The sequence below is a fragment of the Methyloversatilis discipulorum genome (assembly GCF_000385375.1).
Classification (GTDB): Bacteria; Pseudomonadota; Gammaproteobacteria; order Burkholderiales; family Rhodocyclaceae; genus Methyloversatilis; species Methyloversatilis discipulorum_A.
This window is the reverse complement of sequence record NZ_ARVV01000001.1, coordinates 2,590,613-2,608,522: the sequence shown is the minus strand read 5'-3', so window position 1 is coordinate 2,608,522 and position 17,910 is coordinate 2,590,613. Positions and strand designations below refer to the sequence as shown.

Here is a 17,910-nt window from a genome sequence, read left to right as displayed (position 1 = left end):
CTGCTTCAGTCGTCCAGTCCTGCGCGGACGCAGGCAACGTAGGCCGCCCCGTCCGGTGGCTGGCGATCACGCTGCGCGCGCCAGATCGTTTCGCCGAGGCAGTCCAGCACACGGTGCAGCGCCTCGTGTTCGTCGCCCAGCCTCGCGCGTTGGGCCTCGAAGGCGGCGCGTATGCCCGGCGGCTGGTCGATCGCCAGCTGTTCCTCGATCGCCAGATGCAGCGACAGGTGCAGGAAGGGGTTGGTTTCGCCCAGTTCCGGAGGGTACTCACGCGTCAGGGCGCGTTCGCCCTGATCGAGCAGCGCGTGGTACTCCGGATGACGGCCCATCAGGGTCAGTGCCAGCGTTTCCATCTGCGTCAGCGGCTGATTGCCGCCGCGCTTGGCCCAGGTGTCGAGGAAGAACTGGCGGGCCTGGTCGCGGGAGGGGTTGAACATGGTGCGAAAAGCAGTCTGGTACGGACGGCTATTGCACCACAGCCTGGGATTTACCGCCGGATTAGTACATTTGCATTATTCTTCGGCTTCATCGTCCCGTGTAGCGTCGCTGTTTCCGGCGGCGCGTCGGCATGGGGTCGTCGCGAGGCAGACTGAAGGAGGCTGGCATGGCCCGAGTGTGCTCATCAGTGTTCTTTCCCCGCGTGACCGAGGGCTCCCTGCGGCGCGAATTCCGCTTGCTGGTCGTGCAACGTGCGGCACGCGGGCGGTTCAGTCCGCTCATTCCGCACTGGGCGCAGCTTCCCGGCTGGCAGGTGCGTTCGGCCGCAAGTCCGGCGTCGATGCGCCTGCCGACGTCGGCGATGCGTCCGCACGCGGTGCTGGTGGATACCGATCCCGGAACGGCGGCGCGGGTGCTGCGCGATTTTCCCGAAGCGCATCAGGTCCTTCATGTCGATGAGCGGACTGATCCGGCCGACGCGGCCGGCTTCGACGCGGTCGTCTGCTCGAGCTGGTGGCAGCGCGACCGTCATCCGGAGGTGCTGCGTTCGCGCATCGATGTCATCCACGAAGGCATTGCCAGCGCCCAGCCTCTCGCCGTCGGCAAGGTGCTCAGCCGGGATGGCCGTCCGCTTTTTCGTGGCGAGCCCATGCTCAGCGTGCTGATGGAAGATTGGGCCGACCCGGATGATGCGCAGGCGCTCGCCGGCGCGCTCGAACAGGTGCTGCGCGCCCGCGCCGATTGTCGGGTACTGGTCATCGGGCGCCCGCTTCCATCGGTCAGCGGCAGCGCGGCCGACATCGCCCGTATCGATCTCGTCGATGACCCGGGAGAGGCGCGTCGGGGTGCTCTGCTGGCCTTGTCCACGGTGCACCTGCACGCGGGCCGGAGCTCGCAGTCGGTGCTCGAGGCGATGGCGAACGGCTGCGCCGTGGTTGCGCCGGGACATGCGCCGGCCCGCGAGGTGCTGCGTGACGGCGTGAGCGGATGTCTGGTGGAGGCGGCGAACCCCGCAGCATTGGGCGATGCGGCGATCGGACTGCTCGGCGACGCGGCAACTGCCGAGCGCTATGGGCGCGAGGCACGCGCCGACGTTGCCCGCGATTACGACGTGGCGACCGCGGCGCGGCGCTACGCCCGTCTGCTGCATGGACCGCTGGACGACGAGGAGGGCCTGCCGTGGTCAGCGCTGCCGTGTCGCGACAGCGTTGCGGCCTATTCGCTCCATCAGTAGGCGTTCTCGTCCACCTGCACCGCCTGCAGCACGATGGCGGCAATTTCCTCGATCGATTTGTGGGTCGAGTCGAGCCAGCGTATGCCTTCCATACGCATCAGCTTCTGTGCCGCCTCGACCTCGAAGCGGCAGTTCTCGATCGAGGCGTAGTGGCTGCCGCGCCGGCGCTCCTCGCGGATCTGCGACAGCCGCTCCGGCGAGATGGTCAGACCGAACAGCTTGGCGCGGTACTTCACCAGCTCGGTCGGCAGCTTGTTGCGTTCGAAATCCTCGGGAATCAACGGATAGTTGGCGACCTTCACGCCGAACTGCATCGCCATGTAGAGGCTGGTCGGCGTCTTGCCGGAGCGCGATACGCCGACCAGGATCACGTCGGCCTGTGCCAGTTCCTTGTGCGACATCCCGTCGTCGTGTGCCAGCGAAAAATTGATCGCCTCGATGCGGCGCTGGTAGTCGGCGCTTTCTTCCATGCCCTTCTGGCGGCCGACATTGTGGTTCGCCGCCTGGCCCAGCTCTTCCTCCAGCGGGCCGACGAAGTGCTCGAACATGTCGAGAAAGAGCGCATCGGCCTGGCGCACCGTGCGTGCCACCTCGGCATTGACGATGGAGGTGACGACGATGGGTCGCTCGCCGTCGCGCATCTTGGCTTCGGTCATCCGTTCGACGCAATCGAGCGCGTTATCGACCGAATCGACGAAGGGAACACGGGTTTGCCGGAATTTCATGCCCTCGAACTGGGAGAGCAGGCTGCGGCCCAGGGTTTCTGCGGTGATGCCGGTACTGTCGGAGATGAAGAAGACGGTTCTCATGGCCATTTGCTCAGGAATCAGAACGTAAACATCACGTTGGACGGAAAAATTTCCGCAGCGCAACAGCGACTTTAACTAGAATGCCGGCTTCCCGCGCACCCACCCGGTGCGACAGGAAAGTACACGGTCGCCGCAACAAGCGATCGCCCCATGTTCAAGAGAGGATACCCATGTCTCGCTACGTCATCCCGTTCGAACAGCTGCGCATGACCGACGTCGAAAGCGTCGGTGGCAAGAATGCGTCGCTGGGCGAAATGATCAGCCAGCTCCCCAAGTCCGTGCGCGTACCCGGAGGTTTTGCCACCACGGCTGAAGCCTTCCGTGAGTTTCTGGCGCAGGACGGCCTGGCCGATCGCATCCACGCCGCCCTTGAGGCGCTGGATGTCGATGACGTCAATGCGCTGGCCCGTACCGGCGCGCAGATCCGTCAGTGGATGATGGACACCCCGTTCCCGGCCCAGCTCGAAGCCGACATCCGCAGCTTCTACGCGCAACTGGACGCCGCCGGCAATGGCTCGTTCGCGGTGCGCAGTTCGGCCACCGCCGAGGATCTGCCGGATGCGTCCTTCGCCGGCCAGCAGGAAACCTTCCTGAACATTTCCGGCATCGACAACGTGCTGCACGCGATCCGCGAGGTGTTCGCATCGCTCTACAACGACCGCGCGATCAGCTACCGCGCGCACAAGGGCTTCATGCACGCGGGTGTCGCGCTGTCGGCCGGCGTGCAGCGCATGGTGCGCTCGGACAAGGGGGCGGCCGGCGTCATGTTCACGCTGGACACCGAATCCGGCTTCCGCGACGTCGTGTTCATCACCTCCAGCTACGGTCTGGGTGAGACCGTGGTGCAGGGCGCGGTCAATCCGGACGAGTTCTACGTCCACAAGCCCATGCTGGCCCAGGGTCGCCCGGCGGTGATCCGTCGCACCCTCGGCAGCAAAATGATCAAGATGGAGTTCGCTGCCGCCGCGGCCGCGGGTCGCAGCGTGCAGACGGTCGACGTGACCGACGCCGATCGCCAGCGCTTCTCGCTGACCGACGAACAGGTGCTCGAGCTGGCGCGCTACGCGATGACCATCGAAGCGCACTACGGCCGTCCGATGGATATCGAGTGGGGTCTGGATGGCGTCGACGGCCAGCTCTACATCCTGCAGGCGCGTCCGGAAACGGTGAAGTCGCACGAGTCCGGCATGTCGCAGCAGAAGTTCCGCCTCAAGCAGTACGGCAAGGTGCTGGCCAGCGGCCGTGCCATCGGCCAGAAGATCGGCGCCGGTCCGGTGCGCATCGTCGAAAGCGCAGCCGAGATGGACAAGGTGCAGGCTGGCGACGTGCTCGTCACCGACATGACCGACCCGAACTGGGAGCCGGTCATGAAGAAGGCCGCCGCCATCGTCACCAATCGCGGTGGCCGTACCTGCCACGCCGCCATCATCGCCCGCGAACTGGGCATCCCGGCCATCGTCGGCTGCGGCGACGCGACCGAAACGCTGACTGAAGGCGAGGAAGTCACCGCCAGCTGCGCCGAGGGCGATACCGGCAACATCTATCGCGGTCGCCTCGATTTCGAGGTGGTCACTTCCGACCTGTCGAATCTGCCCGACCTCGACCTCAAGGTGATGATGAACGTCGGCAATCCGGAACTGGCCTTCGATTTCTGCCAGCTGCCGAATGCCGGCGTCGGTCTGGCCCGTCTCGAATTCGTCATCAACAACACCATCGGTATCCACCCGAAGGCGATTCTCGAAATCGACCAGGCGCCGGCCCGCCTGCGTGAGGAAATCCGCCGTCGCGCCCGCGGTTACGCAAATCCGGAAGCTTTCTTCGTGGACAAGCTGGTCGAAGGCGTGGCCACCATCGCCGCCGCCTTCTGGCCGAAGCCGGTCATCGTGCGTCTGTCCGACTTCAAGTCCAACGAGTACAAGAAGCTGCTCGGCGGCGACATCTACGAGCCGGACGAAGAGAACCCGATGCTGGGCTTCCGCGGCGCGTCGCGCTACATCGCGCACAGCTTCCGCGACTGCTTCGAACTCGAGTGCCGCGCGATGCGTCGCGTGCGCGACGAGCTGGGCCTGACCAACGTCGAACTGATGGTGCCCTTCGTGCGCAACGTCGGCGAGGCTGCCGAAGTGGTGAAGCTGCTCGGCGAGCACGGTCTGAAGCGTGGCGAGAACGGCCTGCGCCTGATCATGATGTGCGAGATCCCGTCCAACGCACTGCTGGCCGAGCAGTTCCTCGAGCACTTCGACGGCTTCTCGATCGGTTCTAACGATCTGACCCAGCTCACGCTGGGCCTGGACCGCGACTCCGGCCTGGTGGCCGGCGCCTTCGACGAGCGCGACCCGGCGGTCAAGCAGCTGCTGTCGATGGCGATCCGCACCGCGAACCGTCTGGGCAAGTATGTCGGCATCTGCGGCCAGGGCCCGTCCGACCACGCGGATTTCGCGCTGTGGCTGATGGACGAGGGCATCCAGAGCGTGTCGCTGAACCCGGACACGGTGGTCGATACCTGGTTGAAGTTCGCTGCGCACGCCAAGGAGAAGTAATCGGCGCTGCAGCAGGAAGCCCCGCTTCGGCGGGGCTTTTTTTCGCCTATGCTATTTGCCGGACGAAAGCTGTAGGCGAAAAAAAAGCGCACCGTGAGGTGCGCTTTCTTTCAGTGCGGATCGCCTTGCGGCGATCTCAAACCGTCTGAAGAATCAGAGCGGCTTGATTTCGGAGGCCTGCAGACCCTTCGGGCCGCGGGTCACTTCGAACGACACCTTCTGGTTTTCTTGCAGCGACTTGAAGCCGTTGCCCTGGATCGCGGAGAAGTGCGCGAACAGGTCTTCACCGCCGTCGTCCGGGGAGATGAAACCGAAACCCTTGGCGTCATTGAACCACTTGACAGTACCAGTTGCCATTTTTGAATTCCTTTGAATACGTAGTTTTGAACAAGTCTTCGCGACACGCGAAGACCGTAGCGCAGGGAAACCTCAAGGGGAATATGGCAAGCGGAGTACTGACTTGAAAATCGAGAACCGACGCACAACACGTTCATGCTTGAAATCACCTACAGACGTGCTTATACGGGAATAGCGCGCGCGACGCAAACGGTATTTTCATCGATGCATTGTTTGCACGTGAGCAGCGATTGCCGGCGGTGCTTCAGTAAGGCTCACGGACTGACGTTATCCGCTACGAAGTGAATGCATGATGCGCACTGACGTGGAAGCGGAACAGGAGACCCCTTGATAACTGCGACGGTGCCCGAAGCCGCTCGAATGCAGCGGCGATGCGTCGATACGCTGCGCCGCGGCGTGTGCGCTGTACTGGGCGTGATGACCGTCTCGCTGCTGTCCGGCTGCGCCGACGACGCGCCGGTGGTACAGCGGCCCGAGTACTCACGAGCCGATGCGGTGCCGCAGTTGCGTCGCCTCAGCTTCGGCGTGCACCCTCTGCACAACCCAGGGCGTCTTATGGCGCTTTACGGCCCTATCGTCGAAGCGCTCAACGAAGCGCTGCCCGATGTCGTGATCCGTCTGGAGGCCTCGCGCGATTACGCGGATTACGAACGCAAACTGCGCGAGCGGACGCTCGATCTGGCACTGCCCAATCCCTATCAGACGGTTTCGGTCGCGGCGCCCGCCTACCGCGTCTTCGGCAAGGTGTCTGGCGACGAAGACTTTCATGGTCTGATACTGCGGCGCCGCGACAGTCCGATCCGGCAGCCGCTCGACCTGCGCGGGGCGACCTTCAGCTGTCCTGCGCGCACCGCGGTGGCGGCCTGCATGCTGCCGCTGCTGCATCTGCGCGAGGCGGGTCTCGACGTTGCACGCCAGCTCGACGTCAGGACGGTGGGCTCGCAGGAATCCAGTATCCTGAACGTGGCGCGTGGCCTGGTTGACGCAGGCGCAACCTGGCCGCCGCCCTGGCGTGCGTTCCAGAAGGACTACCCGGAGCTCGCTGCCCAGCTCGAGGTTGCCTGGGTTACCGACAACCTTCCGAACAACAGCCTGATGGCGCGGGCGGACCTTGAGCCCGAACTGGTCGAACGCGTCGCGCAGTTCCTGTTCGGTCTGGCGGCGACCGAAGAAGGGCGGCGACTGCTGGTCAATGCCGAGATTGCCGGCTTCGAGCCGGCGACCGATGCTCGCTACGCGCCGGTGCACGCGATGCTCGCCCGTTACGCGGAATTGATAGGCCCGATCGGACCATGACGCTCGCCGCTACCTTCGCTGCCCGACTGCGCACGCTGCTCACGGCGTCGCTGACGCGTCGGCTGGTGTTGTCGATCGTCGTGCTGCACGCGGTACTGATTTCGTTCTTCGTCAGCGATCTGGTTCGCCGCGAGCGCGAGGTGCTGCTGGCGCAGTCGCGCGAGGCGCTGCTGGCCGAGGTCGAACTGCTGTCGCGCAGCGGCCGGGAATGGGTGCTGGCGAACGATCTCGCCGGCCTCGACGAATTGCTGCAGAGCGTGCGCAGTTCGCCCGGCATCGAATACGCGATGTATCTGGATCCCGATGGCCGGGTGCTGGTCCATACCGAGGCCGAGCGCAGCGGTACGATGCTGTCGGACGCGCTCAGCCGGTCCGCGCTGTCTGCGGGCGTCGGGCAGGGGGCACGACTGCTGCAGCAGACGGCGGAGCTGAGCGACGCGCTGGCGCCCGTGCACTACGGCGACCGGCTGGTCGGCTGGGTGCGCATCGCGCGCAACCACCAGAGCGAGGCGGTGGCGCTGCAACGCGCGGTGTTCGATGGCGCGCTCTACGCGCTGACGGCCATCGTCATCGGCACCCTGCTGGCGATGCTGCTGGCGCGTGGTCTGACCGCGGACCTGCGCCGCGCACGCAGCCTGTTCGAGCGGGTACGCGAAGGCGATCTGTCGCAGCGTTTGACGCATCGCCGCCAGGACGAACTTGGCGATCTGCTCGACGGCATCAACGACACGCTCGATACGCTGATGCGCAAGGACCGCGTGCTGCAGCAGACGCAGGAGCGGCTCGAGCTCGCCGTCAAGGGTTCGAACGACGGCGTGTGGGACTGGGACCTGGCGAGCAACGATGTCTATTACTCGCCGCGCTGGAAGCAGATGCTCGGCTATTCCGACGACGAGCTGGGCAATCGCCCCGACGCCTTTCTCGATCGCGTTCATCCGGACGATCTGCCGCGCCTGCTCGACCGCATCAACGACTATCTCGAAGGGCGCATTCCAGTCTACGAAATCATCATTCGCGCACGACATCGCGACGGTGGCTGGCGCTGGATCATGTCGCGTGGATCGGCGGTTCGCGACGCCAGCGGACACGCCCGGCGGATGAGCGGCACCCACACCGACATCACGCCGCTGAAGAACGCTGAAGCCGGCCTCGCGCTCGAGCGTTCGCGCCTCTACAGCCTGCTCGCGCAGATGTATATCGGCGTCGTGATGGAGGACGCCGACGGGCGTATCGCGCTGTGCAACCACGCCTTCTGCGAACTGCTGTCGGTGTCGGGAGACCCGTCCGACTTCATCGGTCGGCGGCGCGAGGATGTGCTGATCGACGCACAGGCGCTGTTCGCCGACGGTGCAGCCAGCGTGCAGCGCGCGCTCGACATTGCGCAGCGCGGCGAGGCGGTGATAGGCGAGCGCGTGCAGCTGAAGGACGGCCGCGTGATCGAGCGCGATTTCCTGCCCATCCGCGTCGGCGACGCGAAGCAGGGAGCGCTGTGGACGCTGCGTGACATTTCGGCCCGTATCCGGCTGGAGCGGAATCTGTCGGCGGAGAAGGAGCGGCTGCGCGTCACCCTGCTGTCGATCGGCGACGCAGTGATCTCGACCGGTGAGGACGGCCGCATCGATTTCCTGAACCCGGTTGCCGAGCACCTGACCGGCTGGACCAACGACGAGGCGGCGGGCCGTCCGCTGGCCGAGGTGCTCCGTCTGGTCGACGGCGTGACCCGCCAGCCCCGTCCCGATCCGGCGATCGAGGTGCTGCGCCAGCAGGTCGTGATGCCGTTGGACGGCGAGACGCTGCTGGTGTCGCGCAGTGGTGAGGAACGCGTGGTCGAGGACTCGGCGGCGCCGATACGCGATGCGCACGGCGGCGTCTGTGGTGCGGTCGTCGTGTTCCGTGACGCCACCGACCGCCATCGAATGCAGGAACGCCTGCGCTGGCAGGCGACACACGACCCGCTGACCGGTCTGGCCAACCGGCTGCTGCTCGAAGACAGACTGACGCAGGCGATGGCCCGCGCGCGCCGCCAGGACAAGCTGCTCGCGGTATGCGTGCTCGACCTCGACGAATTCAAGGCGGTGAATGACCGGCTCGGCCACGAAGCCGGTGACGAGCTGCTGCAGGCCATCGCGCACCGCCTCAGCGCGTCGGTGCGTATGGACGACACGGTGGCGCGGCTGGGCGGCGACGAATTCGTCGTGCTGCTCGGTTCGCTCAGCGATGTCGGCGAGATGGAAACCTGTCTCGAACGCATGCTGGACGCACTGGCCGAGCCGCTGCATCTCGCCGGCGAGGAGGTGAGCACGCCAGCCAGCATCGGCGTCACGCTCTACCCGCTGAACGACAGCGAGGCCGACGCGCTGCTGCGCCACGCGGACCAGGCCATGTACGCGGCCAAGCAGGCCGGCGGGCGCTGCTACCGGCTGTTCGATTTCGAGCACAGCCAGGAATCGGTCGAACGCCTGCGCCGTAAGGAACGCATCGGCGAAGCGATCACGCGCGGCGAGATGAGGCTGTACTTCCAGCCGCGCATCGACATGCGCGAAGGGCGCATGGTCAGCGCCGAAGCGCTGGTGCGCTGGCAGCACCCGGAGGAGGGCCTGCTGCCGCCGGACAGCTTCCTGCCACTGATCGACAACGATCTCGAGATCCACCGCCTCGGCGAGTGGGTGATCCGCGACGCGCTGCGCCACCTGTCGAACTGGTGGGCGGCCGGTGCGCACTTCAGCGTGTCGGTCAATATATCCGCGCCGCACCTGCTGGCGCCGGGCTTCGTTGCGCGACTGGCCGAACTGCTGGCCGAGCAGCCGCAACTGCCGCGCCGGGTGCTGGAGATCGAGGTGGTCGAATCGGTGGCGCTGAACGACATCGAGCGCGCCGCCACCGTGGTCAGCGACATCCGCCGGCTCGGCGTGCGCGTGGCGATCGACGACTTCGGTGTCGGCTACGCCTCGCTCGGATACCTGCGTCGTCTGCCGGTCGATGTCGTCAAGATCGACAAATCCTTCGTGCTCGACATGCTGGACGACGAGGACGATTTCGAAGTCGTGCAGGCAGTCATCGCGCTGGCGCGCGCACTGCGGCGGGAATCGGTGGCCGAGGGCGTCGAGACGCCGGAGCATGGCTTGCTGCTGCTGCGTCTGGGCTGTCACCAGATTCAGGGCTACGGCATCGCGCGACCGATGCCGGCGGCTGACCTGCTGCCGTGGCTGGCGGCCTGGGTGCCGGATCCGCGGTGGACGGAATGGCGGGATTTCAGCTGGGATATCGACGACCGGCCGCTGTTTACCGCGATACGCGACTTCAACCGCTGGGCCGACGACGTGCTGGCGATCGCCGCCGGCCAGACGACGCGCCTGACCGACGTCGAGGTGCGTGACCCGACGCAATGCCGCTTCGGTCTGTGGTTCCACGCCGAGGGCGAACAGCGCTACGGCAGCCTCGACGAATATCGGCGCCTCGATGTGGCGCACCGCGAACTGCACGAACTGGGTGCCGACATCATCGATTGCCTGCGGCGCGGCGACGCGGCCGCAGCACAGGCCGCGGCGCTCAGTCTGAGCGCTGCGCGTGAACGGGTGACGGCCTGCATCGATGCACTGCAGCGCGCCGCACGGCGCCGAGCGGTCACCGGCTGACACCGGCGACCGCGCCTGTCACGCGTCGATCAGGATGCCCAGATCGCGCAGGCGCTGCATCATGTCATCGACCGTCTGTTCGATGTCGCGGCCGCTTGTGTCGATGCGGATTTCCGCGTTCTCCGGCGCTTCGTAGGGGGAGTCGATGCCGGTGAAGTTCTTGATCTCGCCGCGCCGCGCCTTCTTGTACAGCCCCTTCGGGTCGCGCTCCTCGGCCACCGCGATTGGCGTGTCTACGAAGATTTCGATGAATTCGCCTTCTTCCAGCAGACCGCGCGCCATGCGGCGTTCCGAGCGGAAGGGTGAAATGAAGGCGGTCAGTACGATGAGGCCGGCATCGACCATCAACTTGGCCACTTCGGCGACGCGCCGGATGTTCTCGACGCGGTCCGCTTCGGTGAAGCCCAGATCCTTGTTCAGCCCGTGCCTCACGTTGTCGCCATCGAGCAGATAGGTGTGCCGGCCGAGCGCGTTCAGGCGCTTTTCGAGCTGGTTGGCCAGCGTCGATTTGCCGGCGCCGGACAGACCGGTGAACCACAGCACGCAGGGTTTCTGGCCCTTCATCGCGCCACGGGTCGCCTTGTCCACATCGACGTGCTGCATGTGGATGTTGTGCGAGCGGCGCAGCGCGAAGCGCAGCATGCCGGCGCCTATGGTCGCGTTGCTGATGCGGTCGATCAGGATGAAGCCACCGGTTTCGCGTACCGATTCGTAGGGATCGAAGGCGACAGGCCGGTCGATGCCGAGCTTCACCACCGCGATTTCGTTCAGCGCGAGCTGCTTGGCCGCCAGATGCTCCAGCGTGTTCACGTTCACCTTGTGCTTGATGTCGGTGACCGTGGCAGTGACCGTGCGCGTACCGATCTTCATCAGGTAGGCGCGGCCGGGCATCATCGGCTCGTCCTGCATCCACACCAGCGTGGCCTCGAACTGGTCGGCCACTTCGGCCGGCGTGTCCTTGTGCGAAATCACGTCGCCGCGGGAAATGTCGACCTCGTCCTCCAGCACCAGCGTGACCGATTGACCGGCGATGGCGCGCGGCAGGTCGCCGTCGGCGGTGACGATGCGCTTGATCGTGCTGGTGCGGCCCGAAGGCTGCACGCGGATGGCTGCGCCCGGCTCGATCACGCCGCTGGCGATGGTGCCGGCGAAGCCGCGGAAATCGAGATTGGGGCGGTTCACCCACTGCACCGGCAGGCGGAAGGGGCCCTTCAGCCGGCGCTTCTGGTCGACCTCGACGGTTTCCAGATAGCCCATCAGCGTCGGGCCGTGGTACCAGCCCATCTGTTCGCTCTGTGACGTGATGTTGTCGCCCTTCAGCGCGGACATCGGTATCGCGACGATGTCCTCCAGGCCCAGCTGGGCGGCGAAGGCGCGGTAGTCGTCGAGGATGCGGCGGAAGGTGGCCTCGGAATAGCCGACCAGATCCATCTTGTTGATCGCGACGACAACGCGCTTGATGCCGATCAGCGACACCAGGAAGCTGTGACGGCGGGTCTGCGTCTGCACGCCGTGGCGCGCATCGACCAGGATGATGGCGAGGTCAGCGGTCGAGGCGCCGGTGACCATATTGCGCGTGTACTGCTCGTGGCCCGGCGTGTCGGCGACGATGAACTTGCGCCGGTCGGTCGAGAAGAAGCGGTAGGCGACGTCGATCGTGATGCCCTGTTCGCGCTCGGCGGCCAGGCCGTCGACCAGCAGCGCGAAATCGAGATCGCCGCCCTGGGTGCCCACCTTCTTCGAGTCGGCTTCGAGCGCGGCCAGCTGGTCCTCGAACAGCATTTTCGATTCGTACAGCAGGCGGCCGATCAGCGTGCTCTTGCCGTCATCGACGCTGCCGCAGGTGATGAAGCGCAGCAGGCTCTTGTGCTCGTGCTGCTTCAGGTAGGCGCCGATGTCCTGCGCGATGAGGTCTGATACGTGTGCCATTTAGAAATAACCCTCTTGCTTCTTCTTTTCCATCGAACCGGCCGAATCGTGGTCGATCACGCGGCCCTGACGCTCCGAAGTCTTCGTGAGCAGCATTTCCTGGATGATTTCGGTCAGCGACGATGCATTCGACTCGACCGCGCCGGTCAGCGGATAGCAGCCCAGGGTGCGGAAGCGCACGCTCTTCATCTGCGGCACTTCGCCAGCGCGCAGCGGCATGCGCTCGTCGTCCACCATGATGAGCGTGCCGTCGCGCTCGACCACCGGGCGCGGCGCCGAGAAGTAGAGCGGCACGATGGGAATGTTCTGCAGATAGATGTACTGCCAGATGTCCAGTTCGGTCCAGTTCGAGATCGGGAAGGCGCGGATCGATTCGCCCTTGTGCTTGCGCGCGTTATAGAGGTTCCACAGTTCTGGCCGCTGGTTCTTCGGGTCCCAGCGGTGCTGCGCTGTGCGGAAGGAGAACACGCGTTCCTTGGCGCGCGACTTTTCTTCGTCGCGGCGGGCGCCGCCGAAGGCGACGTCGAACCCGTACTTGTCCAGCGCCTGCTTCAGCGCCTCGGTCTTCATGATGTCGGTGTGGATGGCCGAGCCGTGTGTGAACGGGTTGATGCCCTTGGCGACGCCTTCCTGGTTGATGTGCACGATGAGGTCCATGCCCAGCTTCTTCGCCATTTCGTCGCGGAACTGGTACATCGCCTTGAACTTCCAGGTGGTGTCCACATGCAGCAGCGGAAAGGGCGGCACGGCCGGGTAGAAGGCCTTCATCGCCAGGTGCAGCATGACCGCGCTGTCCTTGCCGATCGAGTAGAGCATGACCGGGTTTTCGGCTTCGGCCACCACCTCGCGCATGATGTGGATGCTCTCGGCTTCCAGCCGCTGCAGGTGGGTCAGGGTGTCGGGATCGATCGCTTCGGGTGTGGTCTGCATGGGCGCTCTCGGTTTGATCGCAGAATGATGGGGTGCCGTCGTGATGTGCGCGTTCGAGCGCGTCACGGCGGGCGGCGGATTCGAAGACAGGGCTGCGGCGCGCGTCACGGTCGGCGACATCGGCAGCGCGGTCCAGCTTAGCGGCGGCGTCTGCGCCGACATCCAGCGGTCCAGTTCACCGCCCGGCGTCAGCGTCAGGCCGCTCAGCAACAGATGCACCGGCCGCTTCCGTTCGGCGGCGAGACGCTGCCAGAAGCGCGTCCAGTCGTCGGTATCGGGCGGGTTCGGGCATGCCGACCAGTGCAGCTGGCCGCGGCTGCCGCGCGCGAACAGGAGCCAATGAAGGTGCTCGGTGGCGGTGCCGGGCAGGGCGCCGCACCAGAAGGGGTCGTGGTCGCGCGCGACCGATTTCATCAGTGTGTGCAGCTGACTGTGGTCGTCGTCGGACAGCGCGGGCTGCAGGCCCCAGCCGGCGCGGTAGCGACCCAGGCTGCGCCGCGGCGGCACCGGCAGACCCTGTTGCACGAACCACGCCGCAATCGCCTCGTCGCTCCACAAACGCTGCGGCAGGCCGAGCGCATCCGGGGTGTGTCCGACCATGGCGGCCAGCAGCCTGCGCTCGACCGAGGCGTCGAGCTTGCGACCGCTGCCGGCACTGCGGCCGCGCCGGCGCAGCAGCACCGCATCCCACCCGCCAGCCAGATAGGCCTTGTGGGCAGCGATGACCGTGGGCGCGCTCAGGCGCACCGCAGCCGACACCGCGGCCACGGTCATGCCGGTCAGGCGCAGCCTGACGGCTTCGCGGCGGCGTTCGTTCAACTCTTCGGCAGGCAGGTTTCTAGCGTCCATTCTTCACGGACAGGGTTGTCATCCGTCATGTAGAGTACAAGCATTCAGTGCGCAGATAATGTGCATTAATTATTTAGTGGCCGTTAAACCGGCGGACACCGTGGCTTGTCAGGAGAACACATGAAGGACGTCGCCGAACTGAAGACCTTGCACGCAGCACTGCTGGACATCGTCCGGGATGCGGGCAAGTGCGTGATGGATGTCTATGCGACGGATTTCGAAGTCACTGATAAGTCGGACAATTCGCCTGTAACGCAAGCCGACAAGAAGGCTGACGAGGTGATCGTTGCCCGACTGAAGGCGCTGACGCCGGACATTTTCATCGTGTCCGAAGAGTCCACCGAAGCCGGTCAGCGGCCGGCGGCCGGCGCACCGTTCTGGCTGGTTGATCCACTGGATGGCACGAAAGAGTTTATCAACCGCAACGGTGAGTTCACGGTCAACGTCGCCCTGATCGAGAACGGCCAGCCGGTGCTGGGCGTCGTGCTGGCGCCGGCGCTGGGCCGCCTGTTCTCCGGCATCGCCGGTGTCGGCGCCTGGCTGGAGGACGCCGACGGCGCGCGCGAAATCCGCTGCCGCGTGCCGCCAGGCGAAGGGCTCACCGTGGTGGCCAGTCGTTCGCACGGCGACGCGGCCGCGCTCGACGCCTACCTCGCGGGGCGCAAGGTGGCTGACCTGCGCAACGCCGGCTCGTCGCTGAAGATCTGTCTGGTGGCGGCCGGCGAAGCCGACGTCTATCCGCGCCTCGGTCGCACGATGGAATGGGACATTGCCGCCGGTCACGCGGTGCTGGTTGCCGCCGGCGGCCGCATCGAACAGGTCGACGGCTCGCCGTTCAGCTACGGCAAACCCGATTTCGCCAACCCGCACTTCGCGGCCTGGGGACTGGGCGCCTGAGTCTTCGCTCATGACCGCCTGGCTGGTTCTCGCCTCCATCGGCCTGCTGCTGGCGCTGCTGGTGCATGGCCGCATAGCGCCTGCACCGCTGTTCGCCGGGCTGGCCACCTGTTACTACCTGGCCGGTCTGCTCGACCAGAAAGCCTGGCTGGCCAGCTACACCAATCCGGCGCTGGCCATGCTGGTGATGCTGCTGCTGGTGTCGCTGGTGATCGAGCGCTCGCCGATACTGGAGCGCGTGTCGGACCGGCTGCTGCGCGGCTCGCCCGGCTGGGCGGTGGTGCGTTTCACCTCGGTCACCACGCTGTTTTCCGCCTTTCTGAACAACACCGCGGTGGTGGGCGCGTTGCTCGGCGTGGTGACCAAGCAGCGCCATCACCCGGCCTCGCTGCTGCTGATACCGCTGTCCTTCGCCGCCATCGTCGGCGGCATCACCACGCTGGTCGGTACCTCGACCAATCTGGTGGTCAGTTCGCTGATGGTGAATGCCGGCATGAAGCCGCTGGGCATGTTCGACCCGAGCTGGGTCGGCGTGCCGGTGGCGCTGGTGTGCGTGGCGGTGCTGGCGCTGAGCGTGCGTCTGCTGCCAAGGCATGCGGCGAACGACCGTGAACTGCAGCAGGCGTATTTCCTCGAAGCGCGGGTAGAGCCAGCGTCGTCGCTGATCGGCCGCAGCATCGAACAGAACAGGCTGCGCAATCTCGAAGGCCTGTTCCTGCTCGAAATCATGCGCGAGGGCAGGCTGATCTCTCCGGTCGCACCGACCGAGGTGATCGAGTCCGGCGACGTGCTCATCTTCACCGGCGAAGTTGACAAGATGGCCGCGCTGCAGCGCTTCGACGGCCTGCAGGTGTTCGGTGTCGAGGCGGATTCGCTGCTGCGCTCCAACCTGCTCGAAGTTGTCGTGTCGAGTCAGTCCGAACTGGCAAACAAGACGCTGCGAGAAGTCGACTTCCGCACCATGTTCGACGCCGGCGTGGTCGGCATACGGCGCGGCGACAAGCGCCTGACCGGTCAGCTCGGGCGCGTGCCGCTGCACGTCGGCGACAGCCTGCTGCTGGCGGTCGGCCCCGATTTCGCCAACCACCGCAACATCGACCGCAACTTCCACCTAGTCGGCGGCACGGTGCGGCCGCGCCTGACGCCGCTGCAGAGCCGGCTCACGCTGGGCGCCTTCGCGGCGGTGATCGCATTGTCCGGGCTGGAAATCGTGCCGCTGTTCACCGGTCTGCTGCTGCTGCTCGCCGGTCTGGTCGTCAGCGGCCTGCTGACGCTCGGCGAAATGCGGCGCCGCTTTCCGTTCGATCTGGTGCTGACCATAGGCTCGTCGCTGGCCATCGCCCAGGTGCTGGAAAACAGCGGCGCCGCGGAACTGATGACCGGTGCGCTGCGCACGCTTTATGACGGACACGGCGTGGTGGGCGCCTTCATCGGCATCTATCTGCTGACGGTGATCCTGACCGAATTGGTGACCAATAACGCCGCTGCGGCGCTGGCCTTTCCGATCGCGCTGTCGACCGCGCGTGCCTTCGACGCCGACCCGATGCCCTTCGTGATGGCGGTACTGTATGGCGCCAGCGCCGGTTTCCTGATCCCCTTCGGCTACCAGACCCATCTGATGGTGTATTCGCCCGGGCGCTACCGCATGCTGGATTTCGTCCGCATGGGCCTGCCGATCACGCTCGCCTATGGCGCGACCGTGCTGCTGCTGGTGCCGGTGTTCTTCCCGTTCGCCCGATGAAGCGCAGAGGGCGCGCTCAGACTGACTGACCGGCGCACCAGCCCGACGACCAGGCCCACTGGAAGTTGTAGCCGCCCAGCCAGCCGGTCACGTCGACCACCTCACCGACGAAGTGCAGGCCGGGTACGCGCCGGGCGGCCATCGTCTTCTGGTCGAGCTCGCGCGTGTCGACACCGCCCAGCGTCACCTCGGCCTTGTTGTAGCCCAGCGTGCCGGACGGATGCAGCGCCCAGCTCTTGAGCTTTGCCGCGATGTCGGCAAGCGTTGCGCGCGGCAGTTCGATCAGTGCGCTGTTCCATCGGCCGCCGCCTTCGAAATCCACCCATTGCTGGGCGAAGCGCTTCGGCAGGTGTTCCGCCAGCAGCCCAGCCAGCGTCTGCCGGCCGGCACGCGCCGATTGCAGCCAGCCTTCCGCGTCGTCCACGTCCGGCAGCAGGTCGATGCGCACTGGCTCGCGGCCGCCCGCCTGCTGCCAGTAGCTCGACGCCTGCAGGATGGCCGGCCCGGACAGGCCGCGGTGGGTGAGCAGGGTCTGTTCGCGGAATTCCGGGCCGTCGCAGGAGGCGATCGAATCGAAGGAGGCGCCGGACAGTTCGCCGAAGCGCGCCAGCCACTCCGGGTCCAGCGCCAGCGGCACCAGTGCCGGCTTGGGCGGCACCACCTTCAGGCCGAACTGCTCGGCCAGCTTGTAACCGAAAGGGGTGGCGCCGATCTTGGGCACCGTGAGCCCGCCGGTGGCGATCACCAGCGAGGCGGCGAAGCGCGCCCCCTGGTCGGTATCGACGCGGAACAGATCGCCTTCTCGTGTGACGCCCGCCACCGCCGACGGCTGTTGCCAGCGCACGCTGCCGGCGTCGCACTCGGCCTTCAGCAGGTCGATGATCTGCTGCGAGCTGTCGTCGCAGAACAGCTGGCCCAGCGTCTTCTCGTGATAGCGGATGCCGTGCCGCTCGACCAGCGCGACGAAATCGCGCGGCGTGTAGCGCGACAGCGCGGAGCGGCAGAAATGCGGGTTCTGCGACAGGAAACAGTCCGGCCGCAGATCGCGGTTGGTGAAATTGCAGCGGCCGCCGCCGGAAATGCGGATCTTCTCGGCCAGCTTCGGATAGTGGTCGATCAGCAGCACGCTGCGGCCGCGGCTGCCGGCGGTGGCGGCACACATCAGGCCGGCCGCGCCGGCGCCGATCACGATCACGTCGACATGCATGGACGGGGAGGGCGGAAGGACGAAAGGCGCGAGTGTAGCGGGCGGCAG

12 protein-coding genes are annotated in these 17,910 nt (G+C 65.9%); 6 read left to right on the top strand and 6 right to left on the bottom strand.

All coding sequences use genetic code 11. From position 1 onward, the window contains the following. Positions 1–5: 5 nt before the first annotated feature. Positions 6–437, bottom strand: coding sequence for a DUF1841 family protein (locus tag METRZ18153_RS0112260; RefSeq protein WP_020165002.1), 432 nt, complete (start codon positions 435–437; stop codon positions 6–8). Between the two features lie 167 nt (positions 438–604). On the opposite strand from METRZ18153_RS0112260, the gene METRZ18153_RS0112255 reads away from it, so the two are divergent. Next, positions 605–1,672, top strand: coding sequence for a glycosyltransferase (locus tag METRZ18153_RS0112255; protein WP_232416040.1), 1,068 nt, complete (start codon positions 605–607; stop codon positions 1,670–1,672). Here the strand turns inward: METRZ18153_RS0112255 and ppsR are convergent. After that, positions 1,666–2,481 carry a posphoenolpyruvate synthetase regulatory kinase/phosphorylase PpsR gene (gene ppsR / locus METRZ18153_RS0112250; RefSeq protein WP_029143729.1) on the bottom strand — a complete coding sequence of 272 codons (816 nt, stop codon included), beginning with the start codon at positions 2,479–2,481 and terminating at the stop codon, positions 1,666–1,668. The two genes, METRZ18153_RS0112255 and ppsR, sit on opposite strands and share 7 nt — an antisense overlap. Positions 2,482–2,651: 170 nt before the next feature. On the opposite strand from ppsR, the gene ppsA reads away from it, so the two are divergent. Beyond that, positions 2,652–5,021: a phosphoenolpyruvate synthase gene (ppsA, locus tag METRZ18153_RS0112245; protein WP_020164999.1), complete on the top strand. Its 2,370-nt coding sequence runs from the start codon at positions 2,652–2,654 to the stop codon at positions 5,019–5,021. A 153-nt stretch (positions 5,022–5,174) separates the two neighbouring features. Here the strand turns inward: ppsA and METRZ18153_RS0112240 are convergent, their stop codons facing one another. Next, positions 5,175–5,378 carry a cold-shock protein gene (locus METRZ18153_RS0112240; RefSeq protein WP_019917894.1) on the bottom strand — a complete coding sequence of 68 codons (204 nt, stop codon included), beginning with the start codon at positions 5,376–5,378 and terminating at the stop codon, positions 5,175–5,177. Positions 5,379–5,738: 360 nt separating this feature from the next. On the opposite strand from METRZ18153_RS0112240, the gene METRZ18153_RS0112235 reads away from it, so the two are divergent. Then, complete coding sequence (locus METRZ18153_RS0112235) at positions 5,739–6,674, top strand: phosphate/phosphite/phosphonate ABC transporter substrate-binding protein (RefSeq protein WP_020164998.1); 936 nt, start codon at positions 5,739–5,741, stop codon at positions 6,672–6,674. Beyond that, the gene (locus METRZ18153_RS0112230; RefSeq protein WP_020164997.1) at positions 6,671–10,309 is read left to right on the top strand and encodes an EAL domain-containing protein; all 3,639 of its coding nucleotides are present in this window, start codon (positions 6,671–6,673) and stop codon (positions 10,307–10,309) included. The genes METRZ18153_RS0112235 and METRZ18153_RS0112230 overlap by 4 nt, the downstream gene beginning before the upstream one ends. Positions 10,310–10,327: 18 nt before the next feature. Here METRZ18153_RS0112230 and cysN read toward each other — a convergent pair whose 3' ends face one another. Together cysN and cysD are read right to left on the bottom strand one after the other, a co-directional pair. Further along, on the bottom strand, positions 10,328–12,238 hold the full coding sequence (gene cysN / locus METRZ18153_RS0112225; RefSeq protein ID WP_020164996.1) for a sulfate adenylyltransferase subunit CysN: 1,911 nt from the start codon (positions 12,236–12,238) through the stop codon (positions 10,328–10,330). Beyond that, entirely contained in the window at positions 12,239–13,168 is a 930-nt protein-coding gene (gene cysD / locus METRZ18153_RS20910) for a sulfate adenylyltransferase subunit CysD (RefSeq protein WP_051091718.1), read from the bottom strand. A 969-nt stretch (positions 13,169–14,137) separates the two neighbouring features. On the opposite strand from cysD, the gene cysQ reads away from it, so the two are divergent. Further along, positions 14,138–14,914 (top strand): 3'(2'),5'-bisphosphate nucleotidase CysQ, encoded by a 777-nt coding sequence (cysQ, locus tag METRZ18153_RS0112215; protein WP_020164994.1) that lies wholly within the window; start codon positions 14,138–14,140, stop codon positions 14,912–14,914. A gap of 10 nt (positions 14,915–14,924) precedes the next feature. Beyond that, a complete protein-coding gene (locus tag METRZ18153_RS0112210; RefSeq protein WP_020164993.1) occupies positions 14,925–16,655 on the top strand; it encodes an SLC13 family permease in 1,731 nt (576 codons plus the stop codon). Positions 16,656–16,671: 16 nt separating this feature from the next. On the opposite strand, the gene METRZ18153_RS0112205 is transcribed toward METRZ18153_RS0112210, so the two are convergent. Continuing rightward, positions 16,672–17,862, bottom strand: a complete 1,191-nt coding sequence (locus tag METRZ18153_RS0112205; protein ID WP_029143727.1) for a BaiN/RdsA family NAD(P)/FAD-dependent oxidoreductase — start codon at positions 17,860–17,862, stop codon at positions 16,672–16,674. Between the last annotated feature and the right edge of the window lie 48 nt (positions 17,863–17,910).